Annotated in this window: 21 protein-coding genes, 1 pseudogene and 1 riboswitch; of the genes and pseudogenes, 10 read left to right on the forward strand and 12 right to left on the reverse strand. The window is 63.9% G+C overall.

Going from position 1 to position 23598, the window contains the following annotated elements; all coding sequences use genetic code 11:
* Positions 1–120 precede the first annotated feature (120 nt).
* Positions 121–1026: a DMT family transporter gene (locus tag EN955_RS18535; protein ID WP_024502930.1), complete on the reverse strand. Its 906-nt coding sequence runs from the start codon at positions 1024–1026 to the stop codon at positions 121–123.
* Between the two features lie 208 nt (positions 1027–1234).
* Here EN955_RS18535 and EN955_RS18540 point away from each other — a divergent pair, with 208 nt between their 5' ends.
* Both EN955_RS18540 and EN955_RS18545 read left to right on the forward strand, forming a co-directional pair.
* Positions 1235–2533, forward strand: coding sequence for an adenylosuccinate synthase (locus EN955_RS18540; protein ID WP_024502931.1), 1299 nt, complete (start codon positions 1235–1237; stop codon positions 2531–2533).
* 75 nt (positions 2534–2608) lie between these two features.
* Positions 2609–4267: a hypothetical protein gene (locus tag EN955_RS18545; protein ID WP_013529163.1), complete on the forward strand. Its 1659-nt coding sequence runs from the start codon at positions 2609–2611 to the stop codon at positions 4265–4267.
* Positions 4268–4295: 28 nt separating this feature from the next.
* Here EN955_RS18545 and EN955_RS18550 read toward each other — a convergent pair whose 3' ends face one another.
* The 4 genes from EN955_RS18550 to EN955_RS18565 form a co-directional block, all read right to left on the reverse strand.
* Positions 4296–4595, reverse strand: coding sequence for a CcdB family protein (locus EN955_RS18550; RefSeq protein ID WP_024502932.1), 300 nt, complete (start codon positions 4593–4595; stop codon positions 4296–4298).
* Complete coding sequence (locus EN955_RS18555; protein ID WP_024502933.1) at positions 4595–4837, reverse strand: type II toxin-antitoxin system CcdA family antitoxin; 243 nt, start codon at positions 4835–4837, stop codon at positions 4595–4597. The genes EN955_RS18550 and EN955_RS18555 overlap by 1 nt, the downstream gene beginning before the upstream one ends.
* A 249-nt stretch (positions 4838–5086) precedes the next feature.
* The gene (locus EN955_RS18560; RefSeq protein ID WP_024502934.1) at positions 5087–6907 is read right to left on the reverse strand and encodes an ABC-F family ATP-binding cassette domain-containing protein; all 1821 of its coding nucleotides are present in this window, start codon (positions 6905–6907) and stop codon (positions 5087–5089) included.
* A gap of 1 nt (position 6908) precedes the next feature.
* A complete protein-coding gene (locus tag EN955_RS18565) occupies positions 6909–7568 on the reverse strand; it encodes a thiamine diphosphokinase (RefSeq protein WP_024502935.1) in 660 nt (219 codons plus the stop codon).
* An 87-nt stretch (positions 7569–7655) separates the two neighbouring features.
* Positions 7656–7770: riboswitch (TPP riboswitch) on the forward strand.
* Between the two features lie 43 nt (positions 7771–7813).
* Between EN955_RS18565 and thiB the strand changes: the two genes are divergently transcribed.
* The 4 genes from thiB (at position 7814) to EN955_RS18585 (ending at position 12958) form a co-directional block, all read left to right on the forward strand.
* The gene (thiB, locus tag EN955_RS18570) at positions 7814–8812 is read left to right on the forward strand and encodes a thiamine ABC transporter substrate binding subunit (protein ID WP_013529168.1); all 999 of its coding nucleotides are present in this window, start codon (positions 7814–7816) and stop codon (positions 8810–8812) included.
* 8 nt (positions 8813–8820) lie between these two features.
* The gene (gene thiP, locus EN955_RS18575; RefSeq protein ID WP_024502936.1) at positions 8821–10446 is read left to right on the forward strand and encodes a thiamine/thiamine pyrophosphate ABC transporter permease; all 1626 of its coding nucleotides are present in this window, start codon (positions 8821–8823) and stop codon (positions 10444–10446) included.
* On the forward strand, positions 10439–11230 hold the full coding sequence (gene thiQ / locus EN955_RS18580) for a thiamine ABC transporter ATP-binding protein (protein ID WP_024502937.1): 792 nt from the start codon (positions 10439–10441) through the stop codon (positions 11228–11230). Before thiP ends, thiQ begins: the two co-directional genes overlap by 8 nt.
* 258 nt (positions 11231–11488) lie before the next feature.
* Positions 11489–12958, forward strand: coding sequence for a M48 family metalloprotease (locus tag EN955_RS18585; protein ID WP_024502938.1), 1470 nt, complete (start codon positions 11489–11491; stop codon positions 12956–12958).
* Between the two features lie 24 nt (positions 12959–12982).
* On the opposite strand, the gene EN955_RS18590 is transcribed toward EN955_RS18585, so the two are convergent.
* On the reverse strand, positions 12983–13846 hold the full coding sequence (locus EN955_RS18590) for an RNA polymerase factor sigma-32 (protein ID WP_013529172.1): 864 nt from the start codon (positions 13844–13846) through the stop codon (positions 12983–12985).
* Between the two features lie 322 nt (positions 13847–14168).
* On the opposite strand from EN955_RS18590, the gene EN955_RS18595 reads away from it, so the two are divergent.
* The 3 genes from EN955_RS18595 to EN955_RS18605 all read left to right on the forward strand — a co-directional run bounded on the left by EN955_RS18595 (position 14169) and on the right by EN955_RS18605 (position 16517).
* On the forward strand, positions 14169–14942 hold the full coding sequence (locus EN955_RS18595; RefSeq protein ID WP_013529173.1) for an amino acid ABC transporter substrate-binding protein: 774 nt from the start codon (positions 14169–14171) through the stop codon (positions 14940–14942).
* Between the two features lie 127 nt (positions 14943–15069).
* On the forward strand, positions 15070–15750 hold the full coding sequence (locus tag EN955_RS18600) for an amino acid ABC transporter permease (protein ID WP_013529174.1): 681 nt from the start codon (positions 15070–15072) through the stop codon (positions 15748–15750).
* On the forward strand, positions 15747–16517 hold the full coding sequence (locus EN955_RS18605; RefSeq protein WP_013529175.1) for an amino acid ABC transporter ATP-binding protein: 771 nt from the start codon (positions 15747–15749) through the stop codon (positions 16515–16517). Before EN955_RS18600 ends, EN955_RS18605 begins: the two co-directional genes overlap by 4 nt.
* Positions 16518–16698: 181 nt before the next feature.
* On the opposite strand, the gene EN955_RS18610 is transcribed toward EN955_RS18605, so the two are convergent.
* Together EN955_RS18610 and EN955_RS18615 are read right to left on the reverse strand one after the other, a co-directional pair.
* Positions 16699–17310: a LysE family translocator gene (locus tag EN955_RS18610; protein WP_024502939.1), complete on the reverse strand. Its 612-nt coding sequence runs from the start codon at positions 17308–17310 to the stop codon at positions 16699–16701.
* A 155-nt stretch (positions 17311–17465) separates the two neighbouring features.
* Complete coding sequence (locus EN955_RS18615) at positions 17466–18125, reverse strand: response regulator transcription factor (RefSeq protein WP_024502940.1); 660 nt, start codon at positions 18123–18125, stop codon at positions 17466–17468.
* A 130-nt stretch (positions 18126–18255) separates the two neighbouring features.
* On the opposite strand from EN955_RS18615, the gene EN955_RS18620 reads away from it, so the two are divergent.
* The gene (locus tag EN955_RS18620; RefSeq protein ID WP_024502941.1) at positions 18256–20025 is read left to right on the forward strand and encodes an ATP-binding protein; all 1770 of its coding nucleotides are present in this window, start codon (positions 18256–18258) and stop codon (positions 20023–20025) included.
* A gap of 166 nt (positions 20026–20191) precedes the next feature.
* On the opposite strand, the gene EN955_RS18625 is transcribed toward EN955_RS18620, so the two are convergent.
* From EN955_RS18625 to EN955_RS18640, 4 genes and pseudogenes are all read right to left on the reverse strand, one after another.
* Positions 20192–20773 carry a CarD family transcriptional regulator gene (locus tag EN955_RS18625; RefSeq protein WP_013529179.1) on the reverse strand — a complete coding sequence of 194 codons (582 nt, stop codon included), beginning with the start codon at positions 20771–20773 and terminating at the stop codon, positions 20192–20194.
* A 367-nt stretch (positions 20774–21140) separates the two neighbouring features.
* The gene (gene fdxA / locus EN955_RS18630; RefSeq protein ID WP_013529180.1) at positions 21141–21479 is read right to left on the reverse strand and encodes a ferredoxin FdxA; all 339 of its coding nucleotides are present in this window, start codon (positions 21477–21479) and stop codon (positions 21141–21143) included.
* 234 nt (positions 21480–21713) lie between these two features.
* Positions 21714–22100 carry an RNA-binding S4 domain-containing protein gene (locus EN955_RS18635; protein ID WP_013529181.1) on the reverse strand — a complete coding sequence of 129 codons (387 nt, stop codon included), beginning with the start codon at positions 22098–22100 and terminating at the stop codon, positions 21714–21716.
* Between the two features lie 16 nt (positions 22101–22116).
* Positions 22117–23598: pseudogene (locus EN955_RS18640) on the reverse strand (helicase); the annotation flags it as partial.

The following is a 23598-nucleotide window of genomic DNA, read 5'->3' on the forward strand; positions in this document are numbered from 1 at the left end:
CTGGAGGTGAAATGTTCCAAGTAGGGGACGCGGCAGGATTCATGCCGCTGTTTCCGCGCCATTGGCGAAGTCCAGGCCGTTCGCGTTGCCGCGACGGCGGAGGGCGTCAGCCGCCAAATGTCATCCGCGGTGGTCCGCCATTGCCATCTTGCGCCCGCTGTATTCGGCAAGCCCGATGCCGCCCAGCACGAGCACCAAGGCCAGCGCCTGATAGAGCTGGAACGTCTCGCCGACGATCAGCACCGACAGCAGCGTGCCGAAGATCGGCACCAGATTGATGAACAGGCCGGCGCGGTTGGCGCCGATCAGCTCGTTGCCCCTGATGTAGAAGATCTGCGAAACGACCGAGGCGCCGATCGCCGTATAGACGATGACGGTCCAGCCGCGCGCGTCGGGTATGACGACCTTGCCGGCGAGGACCTCCCACAGGAAGAACGGCAACGAGGTGACGAGTGCCGAAACCGACAGGGCCAGCATCAGGCTCTGCCAGTGCATCACCGGCTTCAGCCGCAACCCGACCGAATAGCCGCTGTAGAGAAAGACGGCGACCAGCATGATGGCGTCACCGAAATTGAGTTCCAGCGTCAACAGCCGGCGCGGGTCGCCATGGCAGGCGGTGAGGATCACGCCGGCGATGGTCAGCACGACGCCGACAATCTGCGCCCAGTTCACGCGCAGGCGGAAGAAGACGAAATTGGCAGTCATGATCAGGATCGGCATCGCCGCCTGTTCGATCGAGACATTGATCGCTGTCGTGTAGTTGAGCGCCGTGTAGAAGATGGTGTTGAACAGGGTGAAGCCGCTGGCGCCGAGGGCGACCAGCACGAACCAGTGCTTGCGGACCATCGGCCAGTCCTTCTGGATGGTCTTCCAGCCGATGGGCAGCATGATCGCCACGGCCAGCACCCAGCGCAGGAAGACCAGCGTCATCGGCGAGACGTGATCGACCGCCAGCTTGCCGGCCACCGAATTTCCACCCCAAAGCAAGGTGGTGAGCAGCAGGAATATGTAGGCGCTTCGATGCATCGCGGGATTCCAGTCGCCGGAGCTGCGGTGTTTGCCGGCCTATTGCCCTCGCTCGCCCAAGTAAATGATGTCAAAGCCGAAAATTGTTGTGCCTCAGGGCATTTTCGACGGCAAAGAAAGGTCGCGCTCGCGAGGTCTTGACGTTATAGAGGCCTGTCGTTTCGAACCATATTCAAGCCGCTTGGCGGCGTCTCAAGGGAAAAGAAACATGGCCAATGTGGTGGTCGTCGGCTCGCAGTGGGGTGACGAAGGCAAGGGCAAGATCGTCGACTGGCTGTCGGAGCGCGCCGATGTCGTGGTGCGTTTCCAGGGCGGCCACAATGCCGGCCATACGCTGGTCGTCGACGGCAAGGTCTACAAGCTGTCGTTGCTTCCGTCGGGCGTCGTGCGCCAGGGCAAGCTGTCCATCATCGGCAATGGCGTCGTGTTCGACCCGCACGCTTTCGTCGCCGAGGTGGCAAAACTCAAGGCGCAAGGTGTCGAAGTGGCGCCGGATCGCCTGAAAATAGCCGAAAACACAGCGCTTATCCTGTCCCTGCATCGAGAGCTGGACGGATTTCGTGAGGACGCCGCATCCAATTCCGGGACGAAGATTGGCACGACCCGTCGCGGCATCGGCCCCGCCTATGAGGACAAGGTGGGCCGGCGCGCGGTCAGGGTGATGGATTTGGCGGATTTGGAAACACTGCCCTTGAAAGTCGACAGGCTGCTGACGCACCACAATGCGCTGCGTCGCGGGCTTGGTCATGCGGAAGTCACGCATGACGCGATCATGCAGGAACTAACCTCGGTCGCCGACGACATCCTGCCCTATATGGACCGGGTCTGGAAGATCCTCGACGACAAGCGCCGGGCTGGCGAGCGCATCCTGTTCGAGGGCGCGCAGGGCACACTGCTCGATATCGACCACGGGACCTATCCGTTCGTGACCTCGTCGAACACGGTTGCCGGACAGGCTGCCGCCGGCTCCGGCGTTGGCCCGGGCGCCATCGGCTATGTGCTCGGCATCACCAAGGCCTATACGACACGCGTCGGCGAGGGTCCGTTCCCGACCGAGCAGAAGAACGAGGTCGGCGAATTCCTCGGCACGCGCGGCCATGAATTCGGCGTCGTCACCGGTCGCAAGCGCCGCTGCGGCTGGTTCGACGCGGTGCTGGTGCGCCAGGCCGTCGCGGTCAACGGCATCAAGGGCATCGCGCTGACCAAGCTCGACGTGCTTGACGGGCTGGACGAGATCAAGGTCTGCACCGGTTACCGTCTCGACGGCGAGATGATCGATTATCTGCCGGCCAGCCAGGGCGCGCAGGCACGTGTCGAACCGGTCTACGAGACGCTCGAGGGCTGGAAAGGCACCACTGCCGGCGCGCGCAGCTGGAATGATCTGCCGGCCCAGGCGGTCAAGTATGTCCGCTACATCGAGGAGCTCATCGGCGCACCGGTCGCGCTCCTTTCCACCAGCCCGGAACGCGACGACACGATACTTGTGACCGATCCGTTTCAAGACTAGTTTCTGAAGCCTTTCCGGGCATCGCGGCTGATTTGCGGGGGCCGGCGCGGAAGCAAAATACAGGTCGACTGAAGCATGGCAGATTTCGTTGCTATTCTGAAAAACGCGCTCGACAAGCATGGCGACGAGACGCCGGAAAAGCGTACGCGCATCTATGCCAGCGTTCGCACCATGCTGGCGAAGAAGCTTGGTGAACGTTCGCCGCCGTGGGCTCCCGAAGCCATAGCCACGCAGATGCGTTCGCTGGAAGACGCCATTACAAGCGTCGAGCGCGATTATGCCAAGAGCGTGCCGGAGACCGACCCGCTCGCGGAGCTGGAACACATCTTTTCGTCGATCGATCGCAACAAGAACCAGCCAAGCCATACGAGGCAGCCGGCGAAGGCGGAATCGGCCTGGCCGGCACCGCCCGTCGCCAAGCCCGAGCCCTATCAACCCGCGCCGCCGCCTGCCGCCAAGGTCGAGCCAAGCTGGCAAAGATCGACGCCGGCGCCTGCCCAGCCGGCTCGCGCCGACACGCCTCTTCCAGGCATGAACGCCGAGGAGGCGGACGACGAGGCCGATGTCTTTTCCAGCAACGAAGACAATGAAGAGCCGGTACAGGACACCTTCCAGCGCCTGCGTCCCGCCGAGCGCAAGCGCAGCTATGGCGGGCTGATCGCGGCCGTCGTCGCACTGCTGGTCGTTGCCGGCGGCGGCTATGGCATCTGGCTGAACAAGGACGCCTTCGGCAAGATGCTGGGGCTTGGCGGCAATCAGGTAGCGAAAACCGAACCCGTGAAGCCGGCGCCGGCCAAGCCGGCAACCGATGCCGCGGCAGCGCCGCCGGCGCCCGCGGCTGGCGGCACGGAAGCCGAAAGCACGAAATTCACCCAGCGGCTGACACCGCAGGGTGGTGAAGTCGACCCGGGTCCGGCCGGTGGCCAAAGCGGCATCGGCGAAGGCGAATCGGTCGCGGCGCTGACCACCCCGCCTTCGGCCACGAACGCACCGGCGATTTCCGCACCGGCCGCCGGTACGCCTGCCGCGACTACGCCTCCGGCGACAGATGCCGCCCCCGCAACGCCGCCTGCCAACGGAGCAGCGCCTGCAGCGCCGGCCGGTGCTGCTGGCACGCCGCCAGCACCGGCAGGTGCCGCGCCGCCCGCCCCGGCGGCTGCGCCTGCGGAAGCCGCCCTGCCTGTCGGCCAGAAGGCGATCTTCTATGAGGAGCGCACCAGCACCGCCCAGGGCTCCGCCGAGCCCGGCAACATCGTCTGGTCGCTGGTGCAGGAATCGCCCGGTGGCGACCTGCCGCCGGAGCCGGCGATCCGCGCCGAGGCGACCATTCCCGGCAAGGACATCCAGTTGCGCATGACCATCCGCCGCAACACCGACCAGACGCTGCCGGCCAGCCATATCATCGAGATGATCTTCCTGACGCCCGACGGCTTCGAGGGCGGCGGTGTCGACAACATCCTGCGCGTTGCCATGAAGGCTTCGGAGCAGGATGCCGGCAGCCCGCTGATCGGCATTCCGGCCAAGATTGCCGACGGCTTCTTCCTCGTCGCGCTCAACGACACCAAGGCCGACGAAGACGCCAACATGACCCTGCTGCGCGGCCAGGACTGGATCGACGTGCCGGTCGTCTACAAGACCGGACGGCGGGCGTTGCTGACCATGGAAAAGGGCATTCCCGGCGAGAAGGTGTTCGACGAGGCGATCAAGGCCTGGCAGGCGAAGACGGCTGGCTGAGAAAGCCGCTGTCCCGTAGCCTCTTGATTCAGAAGCCCTGGAACAGCATGTCGAGTGCGGCGACGATGTCGTCGTGGTGCCTGGAAAGATTCCCCTCGGTATCCGGCAGCTCAGAGGCCATCAAGGCTGACATGAACTGCGTGACCATCACATGATCCTTGCCATCGATAGTGAAGGTCGGGTTTAGCCGGCGGCCCGGAACCGGAGCTGTGTTGGGCGGCATCAACGGAATTACGACCCTGGTGCTCAGGCCCTCAAGAAGGTCGGACTGAACATCGAGAAGATAACCGTTGCCCTCGGAATTCCGATAAAGATCGTAACGTGCCATCAAAACAGCCGGTGTTTGGCCAATGGAAGTCCGTTGCGCCTAACATATTCATTGGAGCTTTCGATGGCTTGCTTGTTTTCTTCCTGCCATCGACGTGTTTTTTCCGCAGCAATCGCTTTCGCGATACCCGCCTCCGCGGCGCGGGAAATGTTGATACCCAACGCCTTAGCGTCATTGATCAACTGAGAATCAATGGACGTGTTGACTGATTGCCGCTGAGGTTTCGGCGTCGATTGAAGCATAGGGATTGCCTCCTTTTATGCGCATAATGTAGGCGCATAAAAGCCCGCACGCAAATGCAAATAAAGACGGCGGTGTGATAGGACTTGGCCCGCCCGGCCCTTCGCTATGGCTCCCAGCCCTTCGGGCGTTCTATCCCTTCGAAAGGTCCACTGGACCTTTCGATTCGCTGAAGGCGAACCGGCCTTTCACCGTTCGTCGCTTTAATCGACAAATCGTTGTCGATTGATCGGCCTACGGCCAAGCGCTCCTCACCCCTCCATCTCTTCGCGCAGCATCTCCAGCTCCAGCCACTCCTCTTCAAACGCGGCCAGCGTGGCGCGCTCCTTGTCGAGGGCGGCGATGGTTTTCTGGAAGGAGGCGGGGTCGCGCTCGTAATAGGCGGGATCGGCGATGTTGTTCTCCAGCCTTGAGATCGACGCCATCACAGCCTCGATTTTCTTGGGCAGCGATTCCAGCGCGAACTTCTGCTTGAACGACAGTTTCTTCGCTGGTCCCTTTGGCGCAGTGGCCTCGCTTTTGCCGGGTGCTGGCGCTTCGCCGCTTTCGGCTTTCGCGCGCGCCTTGCGGTCGTCCAGCCTGGTGCCGCCGCGCTGCGCCAGCATGTCGGAATAGCCGCCGGCATATTCGATCCAGCGGCCTTCACCATCCGGCGCGATCAGGCTGGTCACGGTGCGGTCGAGGAAATCGCGGTCGTGGCTGACCAGGATGACTGTGCCGGCAAAACCGGCAACCAGCTCCTGCAGCAGTTCCAGCGTCTCCATGTCGAGATCGTTGGTCGGCTCATCCAACACCAGAAGGTTTGCCGGCCGCGCCAGTACGCGCGCCAGCAAGAGCCGCGCCCGCTCGCCGCCGGATAGTTCGCGCACCGGGGTGCGCGCCTGCTCCGGCTTGAACAGGAAATCCTTCATGTAGGAGACGACGTGGCGCTGCTCGCCATTGATGACGAGGTTCTCGCCGCGCCCATCGGTGAGGTACTGCGCCAGCGTCTCCTGCGGGTCGACCGCCTCGCGCTTCTGGTCGAGCGTGGCGATCTCCAGATTGGTGCCGAGCCGCACCGAACCGGCGTCCGGCTTCATCTCGCCGGTCAACATCTTCAAGAGCGTGGTCTTGCCAGCGCCGTTCGGCCCGACCAGGCCAACGCGATCGCCGCGCTGGATGCGGGTCGAAAACCCCTTGACCACGGTGAGATCGCCAAAGCTCTTTTCGATATTTTTGGCCTCGATCACCAGCTTGCCGGACTCGTTGGCGTCGCTCGCCACCATGGTCGCCGACCCTTCGGCGCCGCGATGGCCGCGAAAACGCTGGCGCATGGTCTGCAATTCGCCGAGACGGCGCATGTTGCGCTTGCGCCGCGCCGTCACGCCGTAGCGCAGCCAATGCTCCTCACGCACGATCTGGCGGCCGAGCTTGTGCTGCTCGCGCTCTTCCTCTTCTAGCACCAGGTCGCGCCATTCCTCGAAATGGCCGAAGCCCTTGTCTAGCCTGCGGGTCTGGCCGCGATCGAGCCAGACGGTGGCGCGCGACACGCGCTCGAGGAAGCGGCGGTCGTGCGAGATGACGATCAGTGCCGAGGAGGTGCGGATGAGTTCTTCTTCCAGCCATTCGATGACCGAGAGGTCGAGATGGTTGGTCGGCTCATCGAGCAGCAGGATATCGGGCTCGGGCGCCATGACGCGGGCAAGGGCGGCGCGCCTCGCCTCGCCGCCCGACAGGTCGTTCGGACGTTCCTCGCCCGACAGTCCAAGATGCTCCATCAGATAGCTGGCGCGGTACGGATCGTCGGCTGGGCCTAGTCCGGCCTCGACATAGGCGCGGACAGTGGCAAAACCCTCCATGTCGGGCATCTGCGGCAGATAGCGGACGGTCGCCGAAGGCTGGCGGAACACCTCGCCATCCTGCGGCTCGATCAGGCCGGCGGCGATCTTCAGCAGCGTCGACTTGCCGGACCCGTTGCGGCCGACCAGTGCGATCTTGTCGCCGGCCGAGGCGGTCAAGGCGGCGCCATCGAGCAGCGGCGTGCCGCCGAAAGTCAGTTTTATCCCGTCGAGGTTGAGAAGGGGCGGGGCCATGTCAGCTTTCAGGTAAGGGATAGGGATGAGCGAGCAGCATCGCGCGGCCATGGCCGAGCGCGATTTCGAGGCGGCCCCCGGTCTTGTCGGACTTGACCTCGTTGGAAATGGTCAGCGACGAACCGAAGGCCACCTTGACGTGAGCGAGCGGCCATTTGGCGCCGGTGACGGTCAGGCCGTCGAGCTCGGAAAAGCCGAGCACCGAAAACAGCGTGCCGTCGGCATAGTCGAAGCCGGCCGTTCCGCGCAGCAGGGGGATGCCTTCCTGGGCGCCGCTGGTCAAAAGCACATCGGTCCCTGCTTCGGCCAGGCGCAAGGCAAGCGCCAGATGCAGAAAAGCGTGGTCGGCGCGCTTGCCGCCAAAGGCGCCGGCAAGCACCAGGCGGGTCGCGCCGCGCTCCAGTGCGGCGGCGATGGCCAGTTCGCCATCGGTCTGGTCTTTTTCGGCCGGGAAGGTCCGGCGCGGCACGGAAGCGAGATCGTCCGGCAGGTTCGCCGGCACGGAATCGAAATCACCCACCCACAGCTCCGGCACGAGACCCAGCAACCGCGCATGACCGATGCCGGCGTCGGCGGCGATGACGCGGGAGCCTTTGACCTGACGGTCGAGCCGTGGCGTACGGATGAGATCGCCGCCAAGCAGGATGGTGAATGTGCTCATATCGTGTGGCCCTTATCAGCCCGGCACGGGAAACGGAAGGCGGCAAACTCCCGCTTGCATGGCGGATCGGCCCGGCCTATGTGTCGAAACGCTCTAACGGGGTGCCGGACGCGATCTTCGCGGACCGGCTGAGAGGCAGTCTCGCCAACCCGCTGAACCTGATCCGGTTTGTACCGGCGGAGGGATTAGACGTTTCGGACAGTCCGACGCCTCAATTCCTTTCAATTCGAACGAAGGAGGCGCCGATGCGCACGCTTTTATACGCTCTTGTTTCAGCAACGGTCGTGGCCTTGTCCGGGCCCGCCTTGGCCAAGGACAAGCTCACCGTCTACACCTATGAGAGTTTCACCGCCGACTGGGGGCCGGGTCCCGTGGTGAAGAAGGAGTTCGAGGCCGAATGCGGCTGCGACGTCGACTTCGTCTCGGTCGCCGATGGCGTCGCGCTGCTCAACCGCGTCAGATTGGAAGGCGCATCGACCAAGGCCGATATCGTGCTTGGCCTGGATACCAATCTCACCGCCGATGCCAAGGCGTCAGGCTTGTTCGCGCCGCATGGCGCGGTGACGGATGTCAATGTGCCGGGCGGCTGGAGCGACGACACTTTTGTCCCCTTCGACTACGGCTATTTCGCTGTCGTCTATGACACGCAGAAGATGAAGACGCCGCCGAAGAGCCTGAAGGAGCTGATCGAAGGCAGTGCCAACGACAAGATCGTCATCCAGGATCCGCGCACCTCGACGCCAGGCCTCGGCCTGCTTCTTTGGGTCAAGTCGGTCTATGGCGACAAGGCACCCGAGGCCTGGGCCAAGCTCAAGGCCAAGGTGCTGACCGTGACGCCGGGCTGGAGCGAGGCCTATGGGCTGTTCACCAAGGGCGAGGCGCCGATGGTGCTGTCCTACACGACGTCGCCAGCCTACCACATGGTCGCCGAGAACACGGAGCGCTACCAGGCGGCCTCCTTCGAGGAGGGCGAGTATCTGCAGATCGAGGTGGCGGGTATCACCACGACAGGAGCCAAGAATCCGCTGGCGGCCAAGTTCATGGCCTTCATGACCGGGCCGAAATTCCAGGATGCCATCCCCGAGACCAACTGGATGTTCCCGGCAGGCAAGACCGACAAGCCGCTCAATCCGGCCTTCGACAAACTGGTCAAGCCGACGAAGACCTTGCTGTTCAGCCCGCAAGAGGTCGCCGCCAACCGCAAGGCCTGGGTCGATGAATGGCTGGCGGTGATGAGCAAATAGGCAGCGCGATGGCGCCGGCGCATTCCACGGATTCCCGCGTCAGTGCCGGCATTGTAGCGCTCGCTGCAATCGCGCTGCTGATCGGCGGCGCGTTTGCCGGCCTGCTTTTCGAGGGCGCCCATGATTTCTCGGGCGCCTGGGCAGCCTTCGATCCCTATCTGCTTCGCGTCATTCGCTTCACGCTCTGGCAAGCGGTCCTGTCGACGCTGCTTTCGGTCATCCCGGGGCTGTTTGTGGCGCGCGCTCTGTCGCGGCATCCACGTTTCTTCGGCCGCGCCTTCATCCTGCAGATCTTCGCCGTGCCATTGGCGCTGCCGGCCATCGTTGCAGCGCTCGGCATCCTGGCGCTTTATGGCCGTGCCGGCTATTTCGCCGGCGTGCTTGCCGTTATCGGCGGCGGAAGCTGGCCGGGCATCTATGGCCTGTCCGGCATTCTCGTCGCCCATGTCTTCTTCAACCTGCCGCTGGCGACGCGGCTGTTCCTCGAGGCGCTGCAGACCATACCGGCCGACCAATGGCGGCTGGCGAGCCAACTCGGCATGGCGGCGCGGCCGGCGTTCCGGCTGATCGAATGGCCAACGCTGCGCGCCGCACTGCCCGGCGTCGCCGGGCTTGTGTTCATGCTCTGCATCACATCCTTCACGATCGTGCTGACGCTCGGCGGCGGGCCGGCCGCGACGACGCTTGAGGTCGGCATCTACCAGGCGCTGCGCTTCGATTTCGATCCCGCACGGGCCGTTGCACTGACGCTGCTGCAGATCGCCTTGACCTTTATCGTGGTGCTGGCACTGACGCGGCTAGGCGCCAATGTGGTCGGCGACACCAATTTGCCGGTCGCGCAACGCCGCTATCTCTCGGTCAATCGGAGCGAGACCTGGTTGAACGCGCTACTCATCGTCCTGGCGCTGCTGTTCGTCGTCGGGCCGATGGCGGCAACCGTGATGGCCGGATTGAGTGCCGATCTCGCCCGCTTGGCCGGCGAGGCCACTGTCCGGCAGGCAACGCTGACCAGCGCGGCGCTCGCCTTCCTGTCGGCGCTGCTTTCGGTGATGCTGTCGCTGGCGCTGACCATGGCGCGGCGGGCACTGGCGCTGAACCGCCGTGCCGGCGCAAAGACACTGCTCGAGCACGCGACCGATACAGGCGCCGGTTTTGTCCTGGTCGTGCCGCCGATCGTCGTCGGCGCCGGCTGGTTCCTGTTGTTGCGCCATGTCGGCGATGTCTTCGCCATCGCCCCGGTCATGGTCGTCACCGTCAACGCGGTGATGGCGATGCCGTTTGCGCTCCGCGCCGTGCGTCCCGCCTATGATGCGGCGAGCGAGCGTCACGAACGGCTCTGTGCACAGCTCGGCATTGCGGGCTGGAACCGGCTGATGCTGGTCGACTGGCCGTCGCTGCGGCGACCGCTCGCCACGGCCTTCGCTTTCGCCATGGCGCTGTCGCTCGGCGATCTCGGTGTCATTGCCTTGTTCGGCAGTGATTCCGTGCAGACATTGCCCTACCTTCTTCTGGCTCGGATGGGCAGCTACCGCACCGAGGATGCCGCCGGCCTCGCACTGCTGCTCGGCCTCGTCTGTCTCGCGTTGATCGTGGCGGCGCACTGGCTGGGAAGGGAGGAGGTCCGTGATGCGTGAAAAGGCGGCCAACGGGCTCGCGAAGGGCGCGCCGGTGCGGCTGGACAAAGTGTCGTTCAGCTATGGCAGCTATGGCGAGGCGCCGCTTGTTTTCGATGTCGAGTTTGCCGCGGCGACGATCACCGCCATCATGGGGCCGAGCGGTTCGGGCAAGTCGACGCTGCTCAATCTGGTCGCCGGCTTCGAGACCCCACGGTCGGGCCGCGTGCTGATCGGCGGTGTCGATGTCAGCGCCGAGCCGGCCTCGGCGCGGCCAGTGTCGATGGTGTTCCAGGAGAACAATCTCTTCGCGCATCTTTCCGTCGAGCAGAATGTCGGGCTCGGCCGTTCGCCATCCCTGCGGCTGACCGAGGCGGACCGCGCCGCGGTCGCCGAGGCGCTTGCGCGCACCGGTCTTGCGGGCAAGGAGAAACGCCTGCCGCGCGAGCTCTCGGGGGGCGAACGCCAGCGCGTCGCACTGACCCGCGTGCTGGTGCGCGACCGACCGGTGTTGCTGCTCGACGAGCCCTTCGCTTCGCTCGGACCGGCTTTGCGCGACGAGATGCTGGACCTGGTTGCCGCCGTTCATGCCGAACGCGCCATGACAGTGCTGTTCGTCACGCACCAGCCGGAGGATGCACGCCGCATCGGCGAGCATATGGTGTTTGTCGACAATGGGTTGGTCGCTGCGACCGGCAAGGCTGATGATTTCTTTGCCGGGGCTGGTCCGGAGGCGTTCCGGCGCTATATCGGCGCGGGTGCCGGATATTCCACATCACGCGATGTTGCCCGGAAGCGGACATAATTTACGGTCAAACCGGCTCCAGGCGATGTGGCGTTTGCTTGCCATGACCGGGGGAGTGTGGCTAGGTCCGCCCTACCGGTCCGGCACAGGCCGTGATTTGCCTGCAGTATCCGGCGCCCGCCCCTGGGACGGGCCGCGGATACTGCAGCAGTTTGAGATATGGCACGTGAGCATTCTGAAGATCGTCCCCGATTTTCAATGTCATGTGCCGGGACCCGAAAGGAAGCCGTTCTGGCGATCGGCGCTAACACATTGGGAATGAAACCGCTGGCGCGCTTTCTCGCGCTGGCCGGCTTTGCCGTGGCGTTGGCAAGCTGCCAGATGTTCACGCCGCCGGAAGTTCAGGAATCCGGCTTCCAGCCTTCCGACAAGCCGATCACGGTGGACAATGTCGGCGCCAACAACAAGCTCGCCGAATTGGCCAGGGCGCAGCATCCGCGCATCCTGGCGACCTATGGCGGCGAATATTCCGATCCCAAGCTCGAGCGCATGGTCGCCAAGGTGGTCGGTAGTTTGACGGTGGTGTCCGCCAACCCGACACAGACCTATCGCATCACCATTTTGAATTCGCCCAATGTCAATGCCTTCGCGCTGCCGGGCGGCTATCTCTACATCACGCGCGGCCTCCTGGCGCTGGCCAATGATTCGGCCGAGCTTGCCGCTGTCATCGCGCATGAGATGGGCCACGTCACCGCCAATCACGGCTTGCAGCGCCAGCAACTCGAGGCAGAGGAAGGCCTGGCGACCAAGGTGGTTTCCGATGTGCTCGGCGACAGCCCGACCGCCAAGGCGGCGTTGATCCGCGGCAAGCTGAGGCTCGCGCAATTCTCGCGCAACCAGGAGCTGGAAGCCGACGCCATCGGCATCAAGTCGATCGGCGAGGCCGGCTACGATCCTTTCGCCGCCGGCCGCTTCCTGCAATCAATGTCGGCCTACACGGATTTCCGCTCGATCAGCGGCGCCACCGACGCCAGCCTCGACTTCCTGGCCACGCACCCCAATACGCCGCAGCGCATCGATCTGGCGCAGCGCCATGCCCGCCAGTTCGGCGCGCCGGGCGTCGGCACGCGAGACCGCGATTCCTTCCTCGCCGGCATAGACGGCCTGCTCTATGGCGACACGCCGGAAGAAGGCTATGTGCGCGGCGAAACCTTCCTGCATCCGGGCCTTGGCGTTTCGTTCACGGTACCGGACGGCTTCATCATCGACAATTCGGCGGCAGCGGTGACGGCCACCGGCCCCGGCGACATAGCGATCCGTTTCGATGGCGTGTCGATCGACAAGAACCGGGCGCTGACGGACTATATCCGCAGCGGCTGGGTGGCTGGTCTCGTCGACAGCAGCGTCAGGCAGGAAACCATCAACGGCAACGAGGCAGCGACCGCGCATGCCGGCGCCGAAGGCTGGCAGTTCGACATTGCGGTGATCCGCGCCGGCGGCCAGGTCTATCGGCTGCTGACCGCGGCCCCTTCGGCCAGCACGTCGCTGGACACAATCGCCCGCTCGGTCAGCGGCTCGTTCCGGATCTTGAGTGCCGCCGAAAAGGCGGCGCTGAAGCCGCTGCGCATCCGCGTCGTCACTGTCCAGCCTGGGCAGACGATGGGTTCGCTTTCGGCGCAGATGGTCGGCGTCGACCGTAAGCTCGACCTGTTCCGCGTCCTCAACGCGCTGTCGCCTGGTGCCGCGGTTTCGGCCGGCGACAAGGTCAAGATCGTCACGGACAAGTAGGCACCTCCGGACGCCTGCCGCCGTTCAGGCGGCAGTCGCCATGAACTCCGGATTCTGCTTCACCAACGCGACCTTCAGCTTTTCCATGGCGCGGGCCTCGATCTGGCGGACGCGTTCCTTGGAGATGCCGAGGGTTTCGCCGAGCGCTTCCAGCGTCGCGCCCTCGTCGTTAAGCCGGCGTTCCTCGATGATCCTCAACTCCCGTGCGTTGAGCGCGCGAAGCGCCTCCCTCAGCCAGAGCGAGCGGCGCGCGACATCGATCTTGTCGCCGACGATCTCGTCGGGCAGCGGATCGTCCGAGACCAGGAATTCCATGCGCTCGGTCGAACCCGCATCGTCGGCAACCGGCATGTTGAGTGAGGAGTCGGGAGCCGACAGCCGCGAATCCATCATCGCCACGTCGGCTTCGGAGACGCCGAGTGCTTCCGATACTTCGCGATAGAGCGTTGCGTTTGACAGTGGCTCGGCGCCATTCGCCAGCCGCGCGCGCAGGCGTCGCAGGTTGAAGAACAGCGCCTTCTGCGCCGAGCTGGTGCCGCCACGCACGATCGACCAGTTGCGCAGGATGTAGTCCTGCATCGAGGCCCGGATCCACCATGTCGCATAGGTCGAGAACCGCACCTCGCGCTCCGGCTCGAAGCGGGCAGCGGCCTCGAGCAGTCCGACATGACCCTCCTGGACCAGGTCGCCGAGCGGCAGGCCGTAATGGCGGAATTTGGAGGCCATGGAAATGACCAGCCGCATATGCGCGACGGTGATGCTGTGCAGCGCGTTCTGGTCGTTGTCCTCTTTCCAGAGCAATGCAAGCCGATGCTCTTCGTCACGCTCGAGGTAGGGAGCCTTCATCGCCGCGCGGACCATGATCCGTCCTGCCGTGTCTTCCATCATGAGGCGCTCCCTGGGTGGTGCGGATGACTTTGCAAACTTGGCTGGCGCCTGGGTTGAAATGGCGGCGTCGTGCCCTAGAACAGCCAGAACTGCCATGCGCGGGAAAGGTTCCGCGACCGTGGCTGCGGGTATGTGTTGCCCGACGGGCTCCGGGGATGATCCGCGACAGTTCTGGTGCCGGCTGGAAAGCGCCAGTTTGAGTATCCGATTTCAGAAACTGGTTGTTTTTGGAATTCTGTTCCTTATTTTTTCGGCTTGCATCTGTCAGTTTCCATCGCTCACAATATGCCGGTCGGCCGGCCAAGGACGGGATCACAGAAAAATGAAATGGCTCAAGTCGCTCATCATCGCCGGAACGCTGCAGGCCTTGGCTGTCACCGCAGGCCATGCCGGCGCCAATCTCGACCAGATCAAGCAGGCCGGGGTCATCAAGGTCGGCACGGAAGGCACTTATGCGCCATTCACCTATCATGACACTTCGGGCGCACTGGTCGGCTTCGACGTCGAAATCGCCAAGGCGATCGCCGACAAGCTCGGCGTCAAGGTCGAATTCCTCGAAGGCAAGTGGGACGGGCTGATCGCCGGCCTCGACGCCAATCGCTATGACGCCGTCATCAACGAGGTCGGCATCACCGATGCCCGCAAGGCCAAGTACGACTTCTCCGATCCTTACATCGCCTCCAAGGCGGTGCTGATCGTGCGCGGCGACAACACAGACATCAAGACCTTTGCCGATCTCAAGGGCAAGAAGTCGGCGCAGTCGCTGACCTCGAATTTCGGCAAGCTGGCCGAAACGAACGGCGCCGAGCTGGTCGGCACCGATGGCTTCGACCAATCGATCCAGCTGCTTCTGACAGGCCGTGCCGACGCCACGATCAATGACAGCCTGTCGTTCCTCGACTTCAAGAAGCACAAGCCCGACGCCAATGTGAAGATCGCCGCGCAAGAGGAAAACGCCGACTATTCCGGCGTCATCGTGCGCAAGGGCGATCCGGAGCTGGTCGCGGCGATCAACAAGGCGCTGGCCGACATCAAGGCCGACGGCACCTATAAGAAAATCTCCGACACCTATTTCGGCCAGGACGTTTCGAAGTAATCTATGAGGCGGGCCGCTCCGCGGCCCACAGGACATATCGAGCGGCGAGTCGTCTTTGACGGTCCGCCGCTTTTGTCGTGATATGTCGCGCCTCGACGAAAGCCTCGACTTATTTGGAGGGTCTTACGTGCCGCACTGGCTGCAACTGATGCTGGAGTCGCTGCCTTCGCTGTTGTGGGCGGCGCTGATCTTCACCGTGCCGCTGACGCTGTTGTCCTTCGTCCTTGGACTGACCGTTGGGTTGGGTGCGGCGCTTGCCCGGCTGTTTGGTCCGAAACCGCTGGTCGCGCTGGTGCGCTTCTATGTCTGGATCTTCCGCGGCACGCCGCTGCTGGTGCAGCTGTTCCTTATCTTCTACGGCCTGCCGTCGGTCGGTATCCTGCTCGACGCCTTCACGGCGGCGTTGATCGGCTTCACGCTCAACATCGGCGCCTACACGTCGGAAATCATCCGCGCGGCCATAGGGTCGGTGCCGAAGGGCCAGTGGGAAGCGGCCTATTCGATCGGCATGACCTGGAGCCAGGCGATGCGGCGCACCATCCTGCCGCAAGCCGGCCGGGTCGCGGTGCCGCCGCTTTCCAACACCTTCATCTCATTGGTCAAGGATACGTCGCTGGCCGCCGCCATCACCGTGCCGGAGATGTTCCAGGCGGCGCAGCGCATCGTCGCCACCACCTATGAGCCGCTGATCCTCTATGTCGAGGCGGCGATCCTCTATCTGGCGCTGAGTTCGGTGCTGTCGGCCTTGCAGACGCGGCTGGAGACCCGGCTCAACCGCTATGGCGGCTTCCTGGAGGCACGCTCATGATCGGCCTCAGCAACATCGAAAAGCGCTTTGGCGACAATCTCGTGTTGAAGGGCGTGACGGTCACCATTGCCGAAGGCAGCGTCACGGCGCTGGTCGGCCCGTCGGGCGGGGGAAAGAGCACCCTGCTGCGCTGCATCAACCTCCTGGAGATCCCGACCTCGGGCACGGTGCGCATCGGCGACGAGACGCTCGAATTCCATCCTGGTGGCAGGGTTCCGGCCAGGGATATCCAGCGCCTGCGGCTGCAGACCGGCATGGTGTTCCAGAACTTCCAGCTGTTTCCGCATCGCACCGCGATCGAGAACGTCATGGAAGGGCTGGTGACGGTGCTGAAATGGGCGCCTGAGAGGGCACGCGAGCGGGCGCTGGCTCTGCTGGAGAAGGTGGGGATGGCGCACAAGGCCGACGCCTGGCCGGCGACGCTGTCGGGCGGCCAGCAGCAGCGCGTGGCGATCGCCCGCGCCTTGGCGCCGTCGCCGAAAGTGCTGCTCTGCGACGAGCCGACCTCGGCACTCGACCCGGAACTGGCGCAAGAGGTGGTCGACGTGCTTGGCAAGCTCGCCAGTGAAGGCACGACCATGGTGATGGCGACGCATGATCTGCGCCTCGCCTCCAAGATCGCCAAGGAAGTGGTGTTCCTCGATGCCGGCGTCGTCGTCGAGAAGGGACCGGCCGCGGTGCTGTTCAACAATCCGGAGCAGCAACGGACGAAGCGGTTCATTGCGACGCTGAAGCAGGAGGCTGAGAAGGAAGGCGGCGGCGGGTAGGCGCGGCCTAGGGTCTGTAGAATTCGGGCGATGGCCCCGAAGGCGCGCCGGTTCCGGTATATCTTGCCGGATGCGCGAGCAGGCCGTCAGCCATCCTTCGGCATATCGGGCCTTGCCGCCAGCAGCCGCTGAAATTTCACCGTCAGATCTCCCCCGAAATCGCGGCTCTTCATTTGCAGGTTCAGATATGATGGCTGACGAGCGCCACGCCAAGTCCGATGAGGATCGAACCGCATGTCTTGGGGATCACCCATCCGGCGCCAGTGAACCGGCCAACGGCGAGCGAGGCGATGCCGACCGCCGCAAGGTCGGCCATCGAGAAGATGAGATTGACGATGATGCCGAGGATGAGGAACTGCAACCCGACGGCCATGCCGGCTGACGGATCCACGAACTGCGGCAGGAAGGTCAGGAAGAACAGTGCCGTCTTGGGATTGAGGATCTCGACGACCATGCTGTCGCGAAATGTATTCGGGGCCGGCCTGGCACCATCCTCACCCATCCGGTTCCAGCCCAGGAACATGGCAAGGCCCAGCGAAATGAGATATGCGGCGCCCGCCCATCGGATCACCAAGAAAGCGACCGGCGCGTGTTCCATCAGTGCGGCGAGCCCGACCGCCGCGGCCAGGATGTGCACGTAACAACCAAGATGGACACCCAGTGCCGCCATCAATCCGGCCTGACGGCCATGGGCCAGCGTCTGCGCTGTCATGTAGAGAATCGCCGGTCCTGGCATGCAGGCGAAGGCGAGCGTTGCGAGGGCGAACGGAATCCAGAGATCCAGCGATGGCATGACAGCTCCTCCCATGATCAAGCCGTGGGAGGAGTAGGCCGGGGGGCAGGCCGAAAACATACGGCGGATGCCGTATTTGGATGATGATCGGGTTTGGCTAATCTGCCGATGGTTAAGGGGACGTTGCCGGGTTGCCCATTGTCGCGGCTGCGATATCAGCCGGTGGGCAATCCCAGACGAACCGCGTAGGCGGTCAGTTCGGCGGTGTTGTGGAGACTGAGCTTGCCCATCAGATTTTCGCGATGTTTGCGAGCGGTCGGCAGGCTGATGCCCAGTCGTTCGGCGATGTCGCGCGTGATCATGCCTTGCGCCACCAGTTGAAGGATCTGCCGTTCGCGCCGCGTCAGCGGTACCGGGGACAGGATTTCCTGCGCGGCTATCGGCTCGCTGTCCCTGCCTATATCGCTGACCGCGAAGCGAACGGTTTTCGCCAGATAGGTGCCTCCGTTCTTGACCGCTTCGATGGCAGCGCCGAGTTCCTCGGGATCGCCATCCTTGGTCAGGTAGGCGTTGGCGCCGGCGCTGAGCGCGGCGCGTACTGTCCTCGGCTCGACATTGGCCGTCAGCACCACGATCCGCAGGCGTGGCGCCAAGGTCCTGATGGTGGCGATAAACTGCATCCCGGCCACACCCGGCATGCCGAGGTCGAGGATCAAAAGGTCGGCGCGCGTGCTTCGCAGCTGGCCAAGCAGCGCCTCGCCATCCGCAGCCTCGGCGACGACCGAGACATTGTCCATAGCCGAGATAAGCAGCTTCAGCCCCTCGCGCACGATGGCATGGTCGTCGGCGAGTATGGCGGTGAGCGAGCGGTTCATCGGGGCACCATCCAGGGCTGCAGCGGCGTATATGGATCGATCGCCAACTTATGCGAAACAGGTTGCCGGTAGATCAACGGTACCGGGGAAGACCGGCCGGAGAATTACTTGGGACAATTGGAGGGATTCGATGCAGGAAGACAAGATACGCCAGGCCCTGGTCGAACTCCTGTATCGCAATTCCTACGGCGTGGTCATCTCCAACATCGTGATCTCGATGGCGGCGGTCTATGTTCTGAGAACGGCCGTTTCCGCCAATTGGCTGACCGGCTGGCTGGTGGCGCTGTATCTGCTGACGGCTATCCGGGTGCTGGCGTCGCGCCGTTTTTTCAGCCGCTCAAGGGATCGCGGCTCGATCTTGCGCTGGGCATGGCTGGCCACGGCGTTTTCCTGTATGTCGGGCCTTCTGTGGGGGGTGCTTGGCTGGGTCGGCTTTATGCCCGAGGCGCCGATCGTGCTGTCCTTCACGGTCATCGTCCTGACTGGTCTCGTCTGCGGTACGGTGCCGTCGCTGTCGGCCTTTCCGCCGGCGCTGGTCGGTTCCATCCTGGCCACGGTGGTGCCGGTCGCCTTGCGCTGCTTGACCACCCAAAGCGATATTTCCGGCGCCTTCCTGTTCCTGCTCGCATCGCTGGTGGCGATCAATTTCTACTACTGCCGTATCACCTACCGCATGCTGCGCGAAACCGTCAGCCTGCGACTGGAGAACGAAACGCTGGTCGAGCACCTGCAAGAGGAACGCGACAGGGCGCAGACCGCCGACCGTGCCAAGACGCGTTTTCTGGCGGCGGCGAGTCACGATCTGCGCCAACCGATCCATGCCCTGAGCCTGCTGGTCTCGACGCTTGCCATATTGGGGCAGCGCGGCGACGTACCCTCCGGCGAGGCGCGCGATCTGGCCAGCCGGGCGAAATCGGTTGTCAGCAACTTCAGTGGGCTGCTCAACGCTTTGCTCGATATCTCGCGGCTCGATGCGGGCATCGTCACGGTCACGAGCGAGGCGGTGCCGCTGCGCGACCTCTTTGGTGATCTTCGCAATGAATTCGCCGCCGAGGCAAAACAACGCGGACTTACGTGGCGCGTGGTAGACAGCAGTCTCTACGTCGACAGCGACCCGATGATGTTGAAGCGCATCCTCAACAACCTGGTCTCGAATGCCCTTCGCTACACCAAGCAAGGTGGTGTCCTGCTGGGCTGTCGCCGGCGCGGCGCATGTGTGGAGATACAGGTCCTCGACAGCGGCCCCGGCATCCCCGCCGATCAGCAGGGGATGGTCTTCGAGGAGTTCGTGCAGTTGCAGAACCCGGCGCGGGACCGCACGCAAGGCCTGGGACTCGGGCTCGCCATCGTTCGCCGCACCGCCGAGCTGTTGGGGCACCCCCTGAAATTGGCTTCGACGTCCGGGCGCGGTTCCCTGTTTTCCATCACCGTCGCGAAGGCCGGCGCGGTGCAAGCTCGCTTGGAGGTCGACACGACATCGCCGGCCAGCAGTGCCGCCGGCATCATGGTGGTCGAGGACGAGGGCGACGTTCTCGATGCCATGGTGCGCTTGCTCAGCCTGGAGGGACATCGTGTCTATCCCGGCCGCTCCGCCGCAGAGGCGCAGGAGGCCCATACGGCGGCGCTGGCTGCCGGCGATGCGCCGGTCGACCTGATCATCGCAGACTACCGTCTCGAGAATGACACCACCGGCACCGACGCGATCCGTGCGCTTCACGCCCATATCGGCCGGCTTGTCCCGACCATCATCATTACTGGCGATACGTCGCCGGCGCGCCTCAAGGAGATCAGCGCCAGCGGCAGCCGCATCCTGCACAAGCCGATCGCCGACGAGGAATTGCGCGAGACCATTGCCGCGGTCTGCTTTGGCGGCAAGGCGATAAGTGGCGACACACGTTAAAACGAAAACGCGCGCTCGACGGCTCGGCGCGCCGGCAAGCCGCGATGCAGCACGCTGGTGCGCAGGGCCTACCAACATCGAAGCTGCCGCCCGAAAGCAAAAGAGGCCCCGGTCAAACCGGAGCCTCCAATCGTTTCTGGCAGGATTTCTCGAAAGGTGAGAAAGATCAGGCAGCTTCTTCCTGCTCGGCCTCTTCATTGTCGGCCTTGGCGCCACGCTTAGGGCCCTTGTTGAGGTTGACCTCGATCAAGCGCACGGCTTCGGTTTCCGACATGCGGTTGACGGCCGCGATCTCGCGGGCCATGCGGTCGAGCGCCGCCTCGTAGAGCTGACGCTCGGAATAGGACTGCTCCGGCTGGTTGTCGGCGCGGTAGAGGTCACGCACGACTTCCGAGATCGAGATCAGGTCGCCCGAATTGATCTTCGCATCATATTCCTGGGCGCGGCGCGACCACATGGTGCGCTTGACGCGGGCGCGGCCCTGCACGACCTTCAGCGCGCGTTCGACATAATCCTCTTCCGACAGCTTGCGCATGCCGATGGAGGTCGCCTTGGCGACCGGCACCTTCAGGCGCATCTTGTCCTTCGAGAAGTCGATGACGAACAGTTCCAGCTTGTGTCCAGCAACTTCCTGCTCGTCGATCGAGACGATCTGGCCGACGCCATGCGCCGGGTAGACGATGTACTCGCCGGTCTTGAAACCGTGACGCGCAGCGGTGGACTTCTTCTGCGGGGTGATCGTTGCCATTGCGCACTGAACTCCTTGTTGTGGTACCGGCGTCCTGCCGGCCCGAACTCGCGCGATCGGAGAAACCGACCGTTAGCCGCACAACAGATGAACCCATCGGAAAAGCCGGACCGGCAAACCGCAACATCGCGACCGCCTGGCCCAGATCGCTCTGGTCCGAATGGGATTTTCACCTTTCAGTGATTTGGGGCGTCTGCGCCATAAATCGACGTTGTGTCACCGGCATGTTTCGCTGATGTAACACAAAAAGTCGGAAGAATCAAGGTTTTGCTGCATACGCGAAGGCCACAACCCGGCGCCGGCTGTCAAGCCGGTTAATGTGACGTGCCTCTTACCCTGCGTAATACCGGCCTTTCCGGCCGTATTGTCAATCGCCTTCGCCGGGCTCGGCGGAGAAGTATTTCTCGAACTTGCCGGCCTCGCCGTCGAAGGATTTCGCGTCTGCCGGCGGTTCCTTCTTGGCGGTGATGTTGGGCCATTTCTCGGCGTATTCAGTGTTGACCTGCAGCCATTTGTCGAGGCCGGGCTCGGTGTCGGGCTTGATCGCGTCGGCCGGGCATTCCGGCTCGCAAACACCGCAGTCGATGCACTCGTCGGGATGGATGACGAGCATGTTCTCGCCTTCGTAGAAACAATCGACCGGACAGACCTCGATGCAGTCCATGTATTTGCATTTGATGCAATTGTCGGTCACGACATAGGTCATCGGTCGGCTCCGGGACGTCCCATTTTGTTGGGCTTTTTCCGTCAGGTAACGCCTTTGGCCGCTGCTTGCAAGGGCAGCCATTCCTGTCGGCATCAGCGTTTCGAAATGGAATTCCAGGCAGCCGGCGCCCCAGAGGCCGGCGACCTCATGCAGGGCTTCCTGTTTGTCGGGTTCAGTTTTGCTTCAAACACGTGGTTATCCTGGCAAGCGCCGCCTGTTTTTGGACGCCAGGCATCAATCTTCGCCGAGCAATCGGTCGGTCTGGCGACGTTCCTTCTTGGTCGGGCGGCCGCTGCCGGCCTCGCGCAGCCCCGGAATTGCATCGGGAGGGGCTTCGCCCTTCGGTGCGGGCGGTGGCGACATATCCTCGTAGAGCGTACGGGCTTCCTCGGCCGGGCCGCGTCGCGCACCCGCGCCGAGGACCTTCCAGATGAAGATGCGCCGCTCGAGCGTGATGGTCAGGACGTCGCCTGGCTTGACCTGATCTGAGGCCTGCGCTGCTTTGTCGCGATTGATGCGGACCCGGCCGGCGACGACCAACTTCGCCGCCAGCGAGCGCGATTTCACGACGCGGGAGAAGAACAGCCATTTGTCGATGCGCTGGCGGCCTTCGGCAACCATCGAAGCGAGCCGGGTTCTACTTCTTCAATTGGTCGCGCAGAGCGGCGAGCTTGGCGAAGGGCGAATCCGGATCGAAACGCACCGGGCGCTCCTCGCGCGGCTTTGGCTGGAAGGCGGGCTTGCCGCCTTGCGGACCACCCTTGCCATCCGGCCTGCCACCCTTCCAGTCGGGACGGCCTTCGCGGCGGTCGGGACGCTCGCCCTGCGGCCTGTCACGTCGCTGTTCGCCTTCGGCCTGCGGCTTGGGTTTGAACTTCGAGCGGTCGAAGCGCGGCTTGCCGGCTCCATCGCGCCGTCCTTCATGGGCCGGACGCTCTCCGGGTGCAGCGGCGTTCGGTGCGCCGGCGTCCGCAGGCGCATCGCTTCGGCCGCGCGCTTGTCCGTTGCGTGGGCGATTGTTCCTGCGGTTGTCGTCGCGGTTGCGCGGGCGCTGTTCGAAACGACCCTGACGCCACAACAGGATGGGTTTTGGCGCTTCGGCTTCCGGAGCGGGTTCCCCGGTGGCTGCTTCAGTCACCGTCACGGGTTCGTCCGGCGCGGCGTCCGTTGCCGGCGCGGCATTTGACACCAGCTCGGCCGGTGCAACTTCTTCTGCCGCTGCGGCTTCAGTCTCGGCAGCTTCAGCCTCTGCCTGCGGTTCAACCGGTTCCGGTTCAGGAGCAGCCTCGGCAACAGGCGCTTCGTCTTGCACGGTTTCGACCGGAGCGTCCGCCTGTTCTTCCACGGCAGGCGCAGCAGGTTCCGCCGCGGCGTCGGAGGTGATTTCGGTCGCCGTTTCCGAAACGGCCACTGCGTCCGATGCCGGCTCCGACCCTTCGACTGCTGCCTCTGCTGCGGCGTCCGCCGCCTTGGTCTGCTCGGCTCGTGCAGCCTCTTCCGCCGCAAGCTTCGCCATCGCTGCTTCGCGCGCGGCATTGTCCTGTGCTTCGAGCCGCGCCTTGACCTCGACGGCCGGCTTCGGCTCGGCACGGTAGCCGAGACCTTTGAGGATCTCTTCCATGTCGTCCGCGGTGGCGCCGAGGATCGACATCATCGGCGGCGTCACCATGAAGGACTGGCCGTCATAGGCGCCGTCCGGGCGCTGGCCGAGACCGGGCTTCCAGTTGGTCGCCGGGCGGATCAGATCCGCCAGCCGTTCCAGGATGTCGATGCGCACGGCGCGACGGCCGAGATTGCGGTAGCCGGCAAGCTTGTAGAAGGTCTTGTCGAAGGCCGGGTCGATGACCACCGAGGTGCGACCCGAGGCGAGCGCATGGACCACGTCGCCAAAACCTGGCTTGTCCTTGCCGTCGTTCTTCAGCGCCCACAGCAGCGTCACCAGCCCGGCAGGCGCCGGCTTGATCAGCGCCGGCACGAAGACATGGTAGGCGCCGAAGCGCACGCCAAGCCGGCGAAGGGCTGCGCGACCTTCCTGGTCGAGCGACTTCATCTCCTCGGCGATGTCGCGGCGGTTGATGAGGCCGAAATTCTCGACCAGCTGGAAGGCGATGCCACGGCC

Source organism: Mesorhizobium sp. M7A.F.Ca.CA.001.04.2.1, from assembly GCF_003998485.1.
Classification (GTDB): domain Bacteria; phylum Pseudomonadota; class Alphaproteobacteria; order Rhizobiales; family Rhizobiaceae; genus Mesorhizobium; species Mesorhizobium ciceri.

Excerpts from the sequence above, each read along its gene's own strand:
- EN955_RS18535 (WP_024502930.1), bottom strand. The coding sequence starts at position 1,026 with ATGCATCGAAGCGCCTACATATTCCTGCTGCTCACCACCTTGCTTTGG.
- EN955_RS18540 (WP_024502931.1), top strand. The coding sequence starts at position 1,235 with ATGGCCAATGTGGTGGTCGTCGGCTCGCAGTGGGGTGACGAAGGCAAG.
- EN955_RS18545 (WP_013529163.1), top strand. The coding sequence starts at position 2,609 with ATGGCAGATTTCGTTGCTATTCTGAAAAACGCGCTCGACAAGCATGGC.
- EN955_RS18550 (WP_024502932.1), bottom strand. The coding sequence starts at position 4,595 with ATGGCACGTTACGATCTTTATCGGAATTCCGAGGGCAACGGTTATCTT.
- EN955_RS18555 (WP_024502933.1), bottom strand. The coding sequence starts at position 4,837 with ATGCTTCAATCGACGCCGAAACCTCAGCGGCAATCAGTCAACACGTCC.
- EN955_RS18560 (WP_024502934.1), bottom strand. The coding sequence starts at position 6,907 with ATGGCCCCGCCCCTTCTCAACCTCGACGGGATAAAACTGACTTTCGGC.
- EN955_RS18565 (WP_024502935.1), bottom strand. The coding sequence starts at position 7,568 with ATGAGCACATTCACCATCCTGCTTGGCGGCGATCTCATCCGTACGCCA.
- thiB (WP_013529168.1), top strand. The coding sequence starts at position 7,814 with ATGCGCACGCTTTTATACGCTCTTGTTTCAGCAACGGTCGTGGCCTTG.
- thiP (WP_024502936.1), top strand. The coding sequence starts at position 8,821 with ATGGCGCCGGCGCATTCCACGGATTCCCGCGTCAGTGCCGGCATTGTA.
- thiQ (WP_024502937.1), top strand. The coding sequence starts at position 10,439 with ATGCGTGAAAAGGCGGCCAACGGGCTCGCGAAGGGCGCGCCGGTGCGG.
- EN955_RS18585 (WP_024502938.1), top strand. The coding sequence starts at position 11,489 with ATGAAACCGCTGGCGCGCTTTCTCGCGCTGGCCGGCTTTGCCGTGGCG.
- EN955_RS18590 (WP_013529172.1), bottom strand. The coding sequence starts at position 13,846 with ATGATGGAAGACACGGCAGGACGGATCATGGTCCGCGCGGCGATGAAG.
- EN955_RS18595 (WP_013529173.1), top strand. The coding sequence starts at position 14,169 with ATGAAATGGCTCAAGTCGCTCATCATCGCCGGAACGCTGCAGGCCTTG.
- EN955_RS18605 (WP_013529175.1), top strand. The coding sequence starts at position 15,747 with ATGATCGGCCTCAGCAACATCGAAAAGCGCTTTGGCGACAATCTCGTG.
- EN955_RS18610 (WP_024502939.1), bottom strand. The coding sequence starts at position 17,310 with ATGCCATCGCTGGATCTCTGGATTCCGTTCGCCCTCGCAACGCTCGCC.
- EN955_RS18615 (WP_024502940.1), bottom strand. The coding sequence starts at position 18,125 with ATGAACCGCTCGCTCACCGCCATACTCGCCGACGACCATGCCATCGTG.
- EN955_RS18620 (WP_024502941.1), top strand. The coding sequence starts at position 18,256 with ATGCAGGAAGACAAGATACGCCAGGCCCTGGTCGAACTCCTGTATCGC.
- EN955_RS18625 (WP_013529179.1), bottom strand. The coding sequence starts at position 20,773 with ATGGCAACGATCACCCCGCAGAAGAAGTCCACCGCTGCGCGTCACGGT.
- fdxA (WP_013529180.1), bottom strand. The coding sequence starts at position 21,479 with ATGACCTATGTCGTGACCGACAATTGCATCAAATGCAAATACATGGAC.
- EN955_RS18635 (WP_013529181.1), bottom strand. The coding sequence starts at position 22,100 with ATGGTTGCCGAAGGCCGCCAGCGCATCGACAAATGGCTGTTCTTCTCC.